Below are 14,463 nucleotides of genomic sequence, written 5' to 3' on the forward strand. Positions count from 1 at the left end.
TCTCAGATCAGATATTTTAGGTTCTTCAAAATAGGGGCTTTGTCAACAGCCTGAGCCCCTTAGGGCGACACTAAAATAGCGACGGTGGCGTAAGCCCCTCGTAAAATGCAGAAAAAAATCTCTTCACCCTAAGGGGCTTTGAGGTATCTCAACCCTTAAAACTTGCTCAACCTGCTAAACCTTATTATCTTTTTATGTCTTTTAAATATGAAATGAATATGGAATCCTATTTAATAATGATAAAAATGGTATGCATTCCGGTATGTTCAGAGGCAACAATAAGGACAGAGATGAGACCAGAAATCAGGATAAAGTTTCCTTTTCAATATTCCTAATAGATTATTCAGAACAGCTATCGTTTATTTTCTGTCAAAATGCCAGCAGCCATCCCAGTTTTCCCAATCAATTATAGTTATACGCTGCAGCATAATTTTGGTGGGGTCGTCGTCCGGTAATAGGGTTAAGACCTGTTCAAACAAGTTTTTTGCCTCATTTTTCTGTTTAGCGCAAAGCAGAGCTAAAGCGGATTCATAATTATCATAAGCGGTAATCAGTTCCGGTTTATTCTGCATATTTTCCCGGGTATCAATCACTTCGTAAATCAGGCAATTTTCGCATTTTCCTTTTACATTCACTCTGTCCAGTTTGCGGCAAAAGAATGTATCTTTCACTGCCTGATAAGTAAATTCATCAATAATTATAGTGGTATGATAATATTTATTCAGTCCTTCCAGGCGGGAACCGAAATTCATTTTATCGCCAATGCCGGTATAGTTAAAAATTCTATCCGAACCAATATTGCCAACAATCACTTCTCCCGTCGCGATACCGATGCCGATGCGGAAATTTTTCAATGCCGGATGGTCTTGATTTGCTTCTTTAATATCCAGAGCTATTTGGCGAATTGCAAGAGCGCTTTTTACGGCATTTTTTTCAAAACCGGAGTAAGCTACCGGTGCTCCATATAAAGCTAAAATGGCATCTCCGATATATTTATCCAAAGTTCCCCGGCAGGAAATAATCGTTTGGGTGGTCAAATTGAAATAGTTATTCATAAAAGCTGTAATTTCCGCCGGGGATAATTGCTCGCAGAGAGAAGTAAAATTGCGAACATCCACATACATAATACTGATATAGGTTTTTTCTCCACCTGCTTTTAATCTTTCCGGTGCTTTCATAATTTCCTGAATAACATCGGGTGAAACATAATGCTCAAAAGCGTCTCTGACCATTCTTTTTTCTTTGCCCTGTTCATGTGCCTGAGTAATAAATAATGCTAAAAAGCCCAGCACCCAAGGGATAAGAGTTTCAGTGTAGTTATAGATGTAACTACTTTTTGTATAAAGGAAATAAATTGCCGGAATAGACAGCAGGGAGATTATTAAAAAAAAGCTGATGGAGATAAAAGTTTTGCTGCGGGGAATTAGAAAAGCCATCAGCATTACTGCCAATACATTAATAAGCATTAGCAAACGGAAATCCACCCAACGCACATAATTTTCATCCAGAACATTCCTGATAAAAGTGGCATGCAATTCCACCCCCGGATAGGATTTATCTAAAGGCGTTATTTTACTGTCCTTCATTCCGTAGGCAGAAGTTCCAACCAAAATGATGCGGCCTGTAAAATATTCCGGAGGAATTCTTTTATTCAGCACATCCGAAAAGGAAACATAGCGAAAGGTTTTATCGGGACCACCCTGTCCATAATATTTGAAATAATAACTGCCATCAGGGCTAAGAGGCAATTCCCGCACTATTTTATTATTGCAAAGAAGCTGACAGCTCTTATCCATTCTTACTTCGTCTATCCTTAATAAATCCATACACAATTGCATACTGAAATTCACATAGGCATCTTTTCCATATTGCAAAAAAAGAGGATAATCGTGAATCTTTCCTGAAACATCGGGAACAATATTGGCAAAGCCCACTCCTCTTGCTGCATTAGTAAATTGAGGCATGGGAGGAGTAGGGTATTGTAACTGTAAAGGATGCTTGGGCTGCACTTTCCAGGCAACTAATTTATCAGGAAGAGCTCCGGTATAGGAAGGATAATAACTGTTGAACATTGCCAGATATACCATTCCTGCATTCTCTATAGCTTTAATGAAACTATCATCAGTACTTAAGGCATCCATAATTTTATCCGGATTTCCGTTCACTTTTTTCAGTTCCGGACGCAATCTTTGCCTGGCATATCCCTGAATACTGTCGCTTTCACTAAAAAATACATCAAAAGCAATGGCTATCGGTTCATCTGCAGCCAGATTATTTACTAAATCGGCAAAAAACAAGCTGGGCCAGGAAGAATACTGACCTAATTCCTTGATGCTTTTCTCATCTATATCCACAATGCAAATTCGGTCATAAACACCTTGATATTCATTGTAAGTAATGGTATTGTGCACTTGGAGAAGGGTATCGTAAATACTTAAATCCAAGCTGCGTAATAAAATGCTGATAATAGGCAATTGTGGCAGAATTATAGATAGAAGCAATACTGCCAAAGCAATTAGATAGTAACGCAAACGGGACATTAATTCCCTGAACTTTCTTATTTTACCGGTGGTAAACTATCCAAGGTAGAACTATCCGGAAAATCCTCCTTCAGCTGTTGAATATGTTTATTCATCATAGTTTTATTCCCCTGTTCGTCATAAATCATAATTAAGCAGGCATGCGAAAGTTCCGCGTTTTTAGCTAAAGGGGACTGTTCAATGATTTTTTCAAAAATTGCCACTGCGTTGGGGTAATCCTTATCATCCATATAGGTTAAAGCATCCTGAAGATTACACTCGGGCTCGTCATACCAGAATAACTGACTCTCTGGCATCACTTCTACTTCTTCTCTTCTAATCCCGGCAACATCACTGGCATTGTGTTGTTCGTTTTGCACGCGCAGATTATTGATTCTTTCCCACATCTTGTTTCTATAGTCAGGATTGTTTAATGCTTTCTTTTGTAGTTCACTGATGCTGATTTGCGTGTTGGCATTGATGGAAGAAACATAATTGTTGTTCCATCTGATTTCTGCTTTGGAATCCGGACCTGTTTTAATAAAACCTTCGGGTTCCACTTCCATATTCAAAGTAGCTGTTCTGTAACTTAGATTGGGGGATGCTTTGTATTGCACTTCGCCTACTATAAAACGAATTTTGCCTACAGATGCGGCTGAAAGACATAATGCTATCAGCACAAAAGTGATAGCGAGCATAGTTTTTTTCATTTGTTTTACTCTCCTGTATATAGCAATAAATCGGAATATATTTGTTGATTAACAGAGCGTAACAGATCTTTATTGCTCATCCGGTTAAAATATTCTCTGGCTTGATACTGATTGCCACATTGATATTCCAGAATGCATAAATTGCGTAAAATCAAATCCATATCTTGATTATGTTCCATTGCCTTCAAATAATTGGCTCGGGCTGCTTCATAATTTTTATTATTCAACTGCAGGTTGCCTAAATTGATTAAAGCACTGTGATTATCCGGGTCTTGATTCAAAATATATGTCCATAATTCGGCAGCTTTGGCGGGACGTTCATTTTTTACACACCAAAGAGCATATTTATTAGCTACAATTAAATTGCCGGGATATTTATTGAGCGTAGCAATAAATTCTTCTTCCTGAGCAACTTTCCCCATCAGTTTGATGTTTTCAATTTCTTCTTCGTATTTTGATACTGCCTGTTCCCTATTGCCGTATTCATAAGTGGAAATTATTTCTGTATAAGGTGCCGGAGGATAAAGCTGATGAGCAATTTCAAATTCAATCAGTTGCAGGTCTATGCCTTTTTCTATAAGCATATTATAGCGTTTACTGGCTTCCTTCCAGCTGGTAGTAAAGGTCTCTTTACCCAAAAGAGTGGTTTCTAAAGGCAACCAGTATTTTCTATTTTTATAGATGAACTGGCTGGGGCTAAAACCATAAGTTAAAATTTCCTCTGCAGTAATTCCGGTATTAATAACGAGCATCACATGATTCTGAATATCAATAAAACCGCACTCCCCTCCAATAACGGATAAACTGGATGCTAAAAGAGCCAGCAAATCGTCACAGTCACCTGCTTTCTGAGTTAAAGTTTGAAAAGGAAATTGCACATAGTCAATTTCGCTGCCAGCTAAATTGGAAGAAGACATATCACTAATATACTTAATCCCGTTAGCGCTGTAAAAACACCACAGCTGCACAGCCCGTTGAATGTTTTTATTCATTTCTCCCGAGGGCTGAGTTTTAAACAGCTGGGTGATTTTTGTAGTTACAAAGTTCCGCAGATTATCATCTGCAGGATTTACAAAACAGGCATATTGTTTGCGATCATTCCAGTCCATAGCATTGATACCCTGGACATGAAGGATATCGCTTTTATTTATTACACCTTTTTTTTGAGCAAACTGCCATTCCACTTGCACTTCTATATTGAAAGTTGCGGGACCGTTTTTACATAAGTCAAATATCCTATTATTGATTGGAATCGTGATGTCTATTTGCTGTTCAGAACCTCCCATTAAAACCGGAATCACTTTCTTAAACGGCTTGTCCGTTATTTGGGGAATAGTAACTTGCAACGAAATATCCTCTATGGAAATATCCCGGGTATTATAGAGAGTAACGGTTCCGAGTGGATGGGTCTTATAATATTCGCAGAGAGCAGGAAAGACCTTGTAAAAATCAAGTTTCTTAACTTCTATCTCATCTCTTTTTTCGTTATAATACTTCCTTGTTGCGGCGGTAGTTATGGCTTTATCCTGGAGCTGTTTAACATCAGGTGCATATTGAAGGGCAATTTGAATTTCTTTCCAGGCGTCATCATAGCGTTGTTCTTTTATTAACAAATCGTGATAGAATTCGTGATACGCAGTTGTAGTGCTATCCGAAGCAATATATTGATAGATATTATCCATCACCGCTAACGCTTCAGAAGAACGCAATTCCTTATCTAATGCCTGAGCATAGGCAAAACCGTATTTAACCTCTTTAGGCATTATTTGATAAGCGCTGGCAAAATTCCTCGTTGCTTCATTCGCTTTCCTGTTTTTGGCATAAGCATTCCCCAGGCAGTAATAATATTCGGCTTCGTTAGGATTAAGCTGAAGGGCATCATTATATTTATCAATTGCTTCGGCATATCTTCCTTCAGCAAAAAAGCAATCTCCAATCAGTTTCTGAATAGCATCCGCACTCTGATTGCTGGCTCGGAGTAATGTTCTCTGCAAAGAATTTCTGGCAGCTACATATTCTTTATTCAGCATCAGCAGCTCACCCAGTTTTATCTCATTATCCAGATTATTTTCCAGAGCAATCAATTCGCGCATAGCAGATAAAGCATTGGCATAATTTGCCAGGTTTTCTTCGGAATATGCTAAATAACGAATTACTTCCTTATCACCGGTAAATTTGATTAAATATGAATTGCAGAGCTCTTTCACTTTGGCATAGTTCTTATCCATATAATAAAGCGAAATCAGCTCGCGCATAATACCTTGGTCATCTGTTCTTCTAAAGTTTTCCAGATAGGCAATACCCTGTTTGTAGTCACCCATCATTCTATATATTTCGGCTTTCTGGATAGCAGTATTTACTCGCACCCCCACAAGTTTTTCAATAGAGCCGATGCTGACTAATGCTTTCTCAAATTCGTTCTGACTGATGAACATTTGAGCTTCCAGAGTGTAGGTCTGCACAATCTCCTCGCCAAAATTAACACCGGTAAAGATTTTGGAAGCTCTTTCCAATGCCTGAACCGCTCCCTCATAGTTTTTGCTCTGTGCCAAATAACGGTAATAGGAATAAGCATCTTCAATCTCTTCACTGAGAGGACCGGGTTTCTCGTCGGCAGATATAGATTGCACTCTGTAAGTGCTAATTTGCGGCTTGGGTTCAGTAATTACAAAACGCGGTTCACTCACTTTGTATGTTTGGGTTTGATTTTCTGCTTTCTCAATAACATACCAGTTATAAATTCCTTCAGCAACATCCCAGGAAAGTTCCGCTTGCTTATCTTGATTAACGATAAAGCGAATGGTCTGCGGTTTTTTGGGACTGAAGTAAAAAGTTAGTAATCGGGTATTGGCTGCCATTCTATCACAGATATAGAGATTGTTTTCCTTCGGTATATAGCGGATTAAATATATATCCCCGAAACCGGGAAAAGCGCCACTTGTATTTTTGGCAAAGTATTGTTGCTCAGTCCGGTTATTATTTTTTATGTTTAGCTGTTGGGTTTGGGCGTCAATGTAACCAATGTTGTTGTTAAACAATATATCAAAAGTGCTTATTTTAGGTGCAGTTGTCACAAGTTGGAGATTTCTTTCATTACTCAGCGGTATTTGATAGATTGCATTATTATTTGCCAGGAAATACAGATTTTGTCCGTCAGTTCTTAATAACTGCGGTTTCAGCATTTTACTTTTCAGGTCTATATTACGCATGTGAGCAGAATTTTCGCTGAAAATGGCAATCCGGTAATTTCCCTGATCGGCTACATAAACCATTCCTTCATTATCTACAGCTATCCCTGCAGGCATATTCAGCCGTCCATTTTGGGAACCCTTACCGCCAAAGGAATCAATATAATCACCGGTTAGTGCGTTATAAATAAAGACCTTGCAGGATTTGCCATCCACAGCATAAAGTTTGTTATTATAGATAGCAATAGCATCAAAACCTTTCACTCCCTTTTTCTGTTCCGCTACGGCATAGATATTGAAAATGCTGTTATCATCTACCCTGCAAGTAATGGCATCGGTGGTCTTTTTGGCTTTATTAAATTGCACCGTAGTGTTATGAACATAATATTTTCTGCCGTCCTGCACAAGATAATCCTTGGTTTTCAATTCTTTACTTTCCGCCAATTGGGGACGCATAGTATAATCAGGTTTCTGCAGGACATCCATTGTAGAAAATTCGCTGTCCAGATATAACTTTACAGTTCTAACTTTGCTGTCCAGAATTCCTATAAGCACTTTTCCGTTATTGTCCACCGTTTTAATAATAGCTGGTTGTTGAAAGGAAACCATTGAACCATTCGTATCTTTTGAACCCCAGGTTGATTTGGAAAAAAGGCGTCCGGAAGAATTCGTCTTTCCAATTTTAGTGCTAAGAGCATAAATTACATAATACTCATTATATTTATTTATGGAAGCATCCGGAATCCGATCACTTTTATTATCGGGAGTTGCAAACTCAAAACTACCGGCAGGAGTTAAATTCTGATTGAAATGCAGCATTGATTGGGTTTTGCCTTTGTTTACCAGAATATGGATTATTTGGTCTTCTCCCAGGCACATAGATAAAGGAGCCAGAATGGACACCTTTCCTAAAAACATTCCTTCATTGGTAAAAGAAAGAAGTTCATTGCGTCCTGCATCCAAAACATAGATAAAGCCCTGATAATTTACCAGGATGCGAATAGCGTTTCTAAATTGAATATCCGGTGAACCCTTAAAGGAAATAGTCCTTAAGTATTTGCCATTATAACCATAAAGATATATTGAACTTGCCTTGGAATCAAGAAGATATAATGTTGTCTCATCTCCTGTAATGTCATTAGCTTTTCCCGCATAGGGAAGCTTGGCAAAAACCGGTTGTAAAAATACATTCTGGCTGGCATCCCATGCTTTGATAATTCCTTTTGTATTATCTACACAATAAGCAACGCTGCCCTGAAGATGAAAACAATCTACTCCAAAAGAATTAACCTTATCTTTGGAGACCTGAACAATATGCACCGGTTGAGGTATAGCTAATAGCAATATCCAGCTAAGAGAGATAATTGTAACCAAGAAAAGGGATTTTTTCATATCCACTCCCTGCTCATTTCATAATCTAAATTATGTTACATTTAAACAACACCAAACCTTAAAAACCTCCTCTGCGGGAAGAAGGTTTTAAGCCAACAAATCCAAATAAATCGGGAAGAGATAATAACAATTTCTTCACCTGTATATCCATATTTATATTACTTTTTCCTTATCCTTCCAATTCCCCTATCCTGTCAAGCAAAAACTTTTGTTACCTTTCTAACGGGAATAATTATTCCGGATTTCGTTTATAAACAGCTAATTCAGCTAAAAGAAAACGAGTTGTAAATCCTTGCTTAGCCAAAGTCCTTTGTCGTTCCTGCTTCAGGAGGTTTGCGGCAAAATCTTTACCTGAGAACGGCAGCGGATTGTTGCTGCAAAAGAATTTTACAACTCGCCAAATGACTGTTTTCGCAAACAGCTATATTTATATGCTTCTCCGATTATTGCATAAATGGATACCTGTAATCGCTATCAGGGACAAAGTTTTCCTTGATGGAACGGGCTGAAATCCACCGTTGCAAATTTATTGCTGAACCGGCTTTATCGTTTGTGCCGGAAGACCTTCCACCTCCAAAAGGTTGTTGTCCCACAACTGCACCCGTGGGCTTATCATTAATATAAAAGTTTCCGGCACTATGCCTTAAAACATTGTTTGCCTCCAGAATAGCTTTTCTATCCTGAGCAAAAATAGAGCCGGTTAATCCATAAGGAGAGGTCTTGTCACATAGTTCCAGAACTTTGCTGTAATCCTTTTCGGGATATACAAAAACGGTTAGAACAGGACCGAATATTTCTTCCTGCATAGTTTTAAACAGCGGGTCGGTAGTTTTTATTACTGTGGGCTGAATAAAATAGCCGATAGAATCATCACAATTGCCTCCCAGCACTATTTCCGCCGAGGTAGAATTCCGGGCAAAATCAATATAACCTTTAATTCTATTGAAGCTTTCTTCATCTATCACCGCATTCAGGAAGTTCGTAAAATCTTGCACATCACCCATTTTAACCGTTTCCAGCATCTCTGCCATTTCCTGAAACCATCTCTCATAAAGTGTATCCGGTATATATAAACGCGAAGCTGCACTGCATTTTTGACCCTGATATTCAAAAGCACCTCTTAAACATGCAACTGCCAGAGATTTTACATCTGCCGAAGAATGCGCGAAAATAAAATCCTTGCCTCCTGTTTCACCAACTATTCTGGGATAGGATTTATAAAGATGAATATTATTGGCAGTGCGTTGCCAGATATTATTAAAGACCTTTGTGCTGCCGGTAAAATGTATTCCCGCCAAATGAGGAGAATCAGTTACTAAATTACCTATTTCAGCTCCGGAACCAGGAATATAATTAATCACTCCATCAGGTAATCCTGCCTCTTTTAATATCTTCATAATAAAATAGCCACTATAAACAGCAGTCCCTGCAGGTTTCCAGATAATTGTATTTCCCATCAGGGCGGGCGCAGTAGGAAGATTTCCTGCTATGGAAGTAAAATTGAAAGGGGTGATGGCAAAAATAAAACCTTCCAGCGCTCTATACTCTGAATAGTTCCATTCTCCTTTAGGTGAGACCAGAGGTTGCTGTTCATATATCTTTTGGGCATAATAGGCATTAAACCGCCAAAAATCAATGAGCTCACAGGCAGAATCAATTTCCGCCTGATGCACATTTTTACTTTGCCCAAGCATCGTAGCGGCATTCAACAGATAACGATATTTTGTGGAAAGAAGTTCCGCCGCCTTCAGAAAAATTGCGGAACGATGATAGAAAGGCATTTCTTCCCAATCGGTTCTTGCTTTCACGGCTGCATTTACAGCCATATCTATAACCTGCATATTCACTTTATGGTATTTTGCCAAAATCTGTTTGTGATTATGTGGCTCAATGCAAGTTCCCAGGTTTCCTGTAAAAACCTCTTTTCCATCAATTATGGCAGGAATTTCCAGGATATCGTGGCTGAGTTCTTTCAGGGCATTCTGCAGTTTGTTTCTTTCGGAAGAACCGGGAGCATAAGTATATATTTGCTCATTTTTGGGGACTGGAACAGTAATAAACATTTTTTATCTCCTTTAGTGTAATTTCAATACTCGTGATGAAAAGGAGAAATAGATAGAAATATCTGCACACAGTTATCCTGTTGCATAGCTATTCACCTTTTCACACTGGAAGGCAGATCCGTTTCCAGATAAACCCTATCGGCTAACAACCTTGCCATAACAGTTTAGGAATGTTAGCTCGGTGACAAAACAATTTTTAAATAAGGCGTTATTATGTCAAGTATCGCAAGAAAAAGAGCATTCTGAAAAGTTAGTTATTACTTAATATTATCTATAGCTTATAAAGCCCCTGTCCTTCAGGTGAAGGCAGGAATCCGGACAGAACTTTCCCAACTGTCTGCACTTGGAATCCAATAGCTATTTTTACTTAATGGGCATTCAGGGTTGCCTGGTCATTGCTTTAACGACCCTTTAACAATTCTTTAACAATACCTTAACTTCGCTAAAGAGTCGTTAAAGAAGGTTTTATGAAGCATAAAAAATTCAACCTGGCAGGAAATAATAACGGTTAGAACCCTTTGGCAAACTTAAATTTACAACTCCCCTTATTGGTGCAGGATACAAAATAAAAAAAAGCCCGGTTTGTATCTGCCGGGCTGAATAACTGGTTTTTTTAAAAGAATGCTTTAGAAATTAAGCTGAAGGGATGCTCCTGTGGCATAGTTATTTACATCGCTATTGTCATTTTTGCCCCAGGCACCATATATATATAGGGTTAGCATATTTTCTACAAGCTTGGATTTTAAACCCCCGTTCAGTTCCGTTCCCAGGTCTTTTAGCACACCTGCATCCGCAAAAAGAGTATGTTTTTCCGTAACAGGATATTGAATGGAGCCCACAGCGCTGATAAATGTCCCATCATTATTGTGATACAAATCATCAGTCCAATAGAGGTTTAGTCCATCGTGAATAATATTATAACCATAAATAAAGAGTCCGTTTTGGTAATATGAACAGTAAGGAACTAATCCATCTTCGTAGGCAATCAAAACATCGGCTCCAACTTTAATAGTAGCAATATCAATATCTCCTTTTACAGCTGCGCCAAAACCTGTTTTATCAGGACCGTCAACAAACTGATGGCATACGAAAGGAGTCACATCCAAGGTAGCAGGACCGGTGGAAAGAGTTACATAAGGCAGGAAAGTTATTTCCCCGTCATTATTATCATCATTATAACCCACAAAGCCATTATATCCCCAAATAACGGGAGAAGTAGCTTCCAGAGAAGCAAGGAAAATAGTATAATCATCGTGCTTAAGAGTGTCCCCTTCCAAATTCTTAAGTATTCCTGCTTTGGCAGTCATTCCAGCAACATCCGTATAAAGCGTAACTCCCGCTCCATAATGGTCTATAACCAAACTGCGATGATCAGCCAAATATTGTAACCCGGCTCTGATATTAGTATTGATAACTGGCATATAGTAATCCAGATAAAGTTCGCTGGTTTCAATATTGATGCCGCCTGTTCCAAGATTTCCACCTGTTGAAGCATCACCCCAGGTAATTTCTCCAATTTCAATAGCCAATCTAAAGTTTAACCCTTCCGTTAATTCTGAATTGAGACCCATTCGTAAACGGCTGTCTATATGACCACCATCATATTTTGCAGCGTCGTTATAGGCAGCAGCACGGGTAAGCATATCGGCATCATAATCAAAATTAACAGCAGCCAAAATGCTTATGAACAATAGGGTTGAAGTGAGAACAAGAACTTTTTTCACTTTTTTCTCCTTTTTTTAATTGTTTTTATTTATATGATAATTCATTACCCTGCCGATGTCAAGTGAATAAATACAACACTTTTCTCTTAGAGTTGTGATACTACTGCAGTATTTAGTATGCGTTCTCACTTATTTTTTCAAATCGTATCACCATTCTTTCAATTCGGCGATATCGGAGCCTTGCGATATCACGATTTTTTCAAAACGATATCACGATTTTTTCAAATGGAATTTCACGATTATTTCAAACGGAATTTCTAAGCCAAAACAGCGAAACAAGTTATGGATTTCTTGCTCACAAACTGATAATACAGGGCTGGATCGAGAGAAAATATCACGATTTTTTCAGAGGCATTTTGAAAGGCATTGAATGGCTGATGATTGTAATCAAGGTTCCAACAATCTGATCGATATCCAAGGCATCGATCTTTCTTATCATATTGAGCGGAAAGGACTTGACCACCTGTGCGAGGGGTGCATAGTAGCACCCATAAATCAACAGTCGGGTAACCGAGAAGGAGATCAAGATGACCAAGCAAAACAAGAATCGCAAAGGCCAGGCAACGCTGGAGGAGATGGTTAAATCAGGCAGCCAACTTATTCTGATGCATGACGATGGGACTGAACAGCCAATCGAAGAGATACTGCATGATGATCCTACGACTATAGAAGTCCACTACAAGAGCTGGTGGAATCAGTTCCGAGGTCCCTGGCTGCAGTCGGAGAAGATGAGTGAGGACGAGATCAAGACCAGGGCTGATGATGCCTGGGAATGCGGAGACTACAAGGAGATGATCAACTTGATGGCTGAGCTGATCTGCCGGCTCGAAAAGAAGAGATAATCATTAGCTAACCTACTCACTAACCCGGTTCTGCCGGGTTTATCTCTTGGGCATCATTTAGCGAGGGCAATCAGGGTATAGAAAGGCTCGGAGGCAGTATAGACTTGGCTGATCCCGATCATGATAGTTACCCTGTTACCATCGAGTTTGACATCGGCTATGAAGAGGAAGGCATCGCATCGGTTAGTCAGGAAGATATGCGGCAGCTCCTGATACTCCTTATCCAGTGTGTGGGTGATGATCTTATCTTCAGTCAGCTTTGCAGGGCTGCTTTGGCTGTTATCGCCTATCCCCTTATCTTGATCCTGTATCTCGTATTGCAGCTTATTGAGTGATAAGAGGCCGTTCTGCAAGTGTTCGGTGCCGATGGCTGCATTGGCGATCTTGCTTCCAGTTACCACTCCATCCAGGATGTGATTACCATAGATGCAGTTGTTCTGTAGGCCTCTGGCATCAAGTTTGCCGATGGTGCAGGTCTTACCACTGAACTGGCCTTGGGTATTGCCTACGTTGTCCCATATCTCATAGAAACCACAGTCGGCTTCATCTTCGATTCCGATCTCATAGTATCCTGAGTTGGGGGTGGTCTCGATGAGCTTCTTGCCTTCTGCCCAGGATTGACCGGGCCTGAGAAGTCGGATATCGACCCCCGATTGAGGCTTTCGTTCTGTACCTTCCATTGTATAGTAGCCGATGGCGAACTTATACATGTATGCTCCTTTTATGATTGTTAAGGATTAGGAATGTGGAATCACCGTTTCGTCAAAGTCGGTGATAATAATGATGCCGAAGTCGATGTAGCCGGGCGAGCCGATGTATCTGGATTCCAGGCTGAACTTGACCTTGGTGGGATACTCGTGCAGATCATCAGGACACTTGGGAAGTTGAGCGATGGTGACCGGGAACTGGCTGTTGATGCTGTTGTAGGCGGTGTATTCCAGATAGAGCCTACCGGGACTGAGGAGAAAGCTCATCAGACTATAGTATTCGGATGGCTCAAGTACCGCATCCAGATCAAAGGAGTCTTCCCGATAAGCTTCTCTGCGGTGGATGATTGTGGGATCATAAGCATTCTTTTTCTCGATGCGGTATTTCTGACTGGGGGCATACTCAACCTGCCCGTTCTGGCAGAAGAAGTAATATATGCCGTCATCAGCCCAGCGGATGAGCTTGAAGCCCTTTATAATAGCCATGCCTTCACCTTGTATTCATCATCGATGTAGTTGCGCTCCAGTTCGGTTATGGCATAGATCTGATTCTGGATGCGTATCTTGGACTGAAGAGTGAGGTTGTATTTACTGAGTTGATCGATGGTGGCTTCGCAGCTCCACTTGGAGTCATGGAAGTCGATCAGATAGTCTTTGATCAGGCTCTGGAGTTGAGTGGTATTTCCTGCCAAGATATCCAATGAGCTTATCTGCGGTTTCTCAGGATTGCCCCGCTTGGTTACGAAGTCGACCACATCATCTGAATCGATGTCTATCACTGAGCTACCATAGGCATCCTTGTTCTTGAGGACTATCTGGCCTTGGGGATTGCTGAAGATAGTGGCATTATAAAGCATGAGCATCGCCTGCAGAGCTTTGATGTTATCGGTCTGCTCATCAGTATAGTTCTCATAGGCCTTGCCGGGGAACAGCTTAGCCGGGAAGAGATTGCCATGAAAGTGGGCTTCAATCCAGTGGTTAACGTACTGGCTACTGCCATAACTGCGACCATCGATTGAGCCCACAGAGACCAGGCCATTATAGAGGTTGGTTTCAGAGATGCCGTTCTCAAGATAGAAACCGATGAACTCATTGGCAGAATTCTCAAGGGAAGCCAGGTCTTCCACCCAATCGGTCTTCTCTTCATACTCGATCACTACCGGGCAGATGTTGTTGAAGAACTTGTATATACGGCCACGATAGCGGCCTTGGTACCTTGTAGTAGCAGGACTGGGATAGGTAGCCTTGATTACCTTCTTATAAGCAAAGACGAAGCTCATGCGGTTGGCTATGGTATCGATCAAATAGCCCCAGAAAG

The 14,463-nt window shown here is 40.2% G+C and carries 9 protein-coding genes and 1 riboswitch; of the genes, 1 reads left to right on the top strand and 8 read right to left on the bottom strand.

Annotated features, from left to right (window positions below):
* Positions 1 to 359: 359 nt before the first annotated feature.
* From PLE33_08490 to PLE33_08510, 5 genes are all read right to left on the bottom strand, one after another.
* Positions 360 to 2,540 carry an adenylate/guanylate cyclase domain-containing protein gene (locus PLE33_08490; protein ID HPS61279.1) on the bottom strand — a complete coding sequence of 727 codons (2,181 nt, stop codon included), beginning with the start codon at positions 2,538 to 2,540 and terminating at the stop codon, positions 360 to 362.
* 17 nt (positions 2,541 to 2,557) lie between these two features.
* The gene (locus tag PLE33_08495) at positions 2,558 to 3,229 is read right to left on the bottom strand and encodes a hypothetical protein (protein ID HPS61280.1); all 672 of its coding nucleotides are present in this window, start codon (positions 3,227 to 3,229) and stop codon (positions 2,558 to 2,560) included.
* A 5-nt stretch (positions 3,230 to 3,234) separates the two neighbouring features.
* Positions 3,235 to 7,809 (bottom strand): tetratricopeptide repeat protein, encoded by a 4,575-nt coding sequence (locus PLE33_08500; protein ID HPS61281.1) that lies wholly within the window; start codon positions 7,807 to 7,809, stop codon positions 3,235 to 3,237.
* A gap of 443 nt (positions 7,810 to 8,252) precedes the next feature.
* On the bottom strand, positions 8,253 to 9,872 hold the full coding sequence (gene pruA / locus PLE33_08505; GenBank protein HPS61282.1) for an L-glutamate gamma-semialdehyde dehydrogenase: 1,620 nt from the start codon (positions 9,870 to 9,872) through the stop codon (positions 8,253 to 8,255).
* A 77-nt stretch (positions 9,873 to 9,949) separates the two neighbouring features.
* A riboswitch (molybdenum cofactor riboswitch) is annotated at positions 9,950 to 10,068 on the bottom strand.
* Positions 10,069 to 10,498: 430 nt separating this feature from the next.
* Positions 10,499 to 11,596, bottom strand: coding sequence for a hypothetical protein (locus PLE33_08510; protein HPS61283.1), 1,098 nt, complete (start codon positions 11,594 to 11,596; stop codon positions 10,499 to 10,501).
* A 527-nt stretch (positions 11,597 to 12,123) separates the two neighbouring features.
* On the opposite strand from PLE33_08510, the gene PLE33_08515 reads away from it, so the two are divergent.
* Positions 12,124 to 12,438 carry a hypothetical protein gene (locus PLE33_08515; GenBank protein HPS61284.1) on the top strand — a complete coding sequence of 105 codons (315 nt, stop codon included), beginning with the start codon at positions 12,124 to 12,126 and terminating at the stop codon, positions 12,436 to 12,438.
* 53 nt (positions 12,439 to 12,491) lie between these two features.
* Here PLE33_08515 and PLE33_08520 read toward each other — a convergent pair whose 3' ends face one another.
* The 3 genes from PLE33_08520 to PLE33_08530 form a co-directional block, all read right to left on the bottom strand.
* Complete coding sequence (locus tag PLE33_08520; GenBank protein ID HPS61285.1) at positions 12,492 to 13,148, bottom strand: hypothetical protein; 657 nt, start codon at positions 13,146 to 13,148, stop codon at positions 12,492 to 12,494.
* A 27-nt stretch (positions 13,149 to 13,175) separates the two neighbouring features.
* The gene (locus PLE33_08525; protein HPS61286.1) at positions 13,176 to 13,631 is read right to left on the bottom strand and encodes a hypothetical protein; all 456 of its coding nucleotides are present in this window, start codon (positions 13,629 to 13,631) and stop codon (positions 13,176 to 13,178) included.
* Positions 13,619 to 14,463: hypothetical protein (locus PLE33_08530; GenBank protein HPS61287.1), on the bottom strand; the 845-nt coding region annotated here is incomplete at its 5' end. The genes PLE33_08525 and PLE33_08530, both read right to left, overlap by 13 nt.

Source organism: Candidatus Cloacimonas sp. (assembly GCA_035403355.1).
Taxonomy (GTDB): Bacteria; Cloacimonadota; Cloacimonadia; order Cloacimonadales; family Cloacimonadaceae; genus Cloacimonas.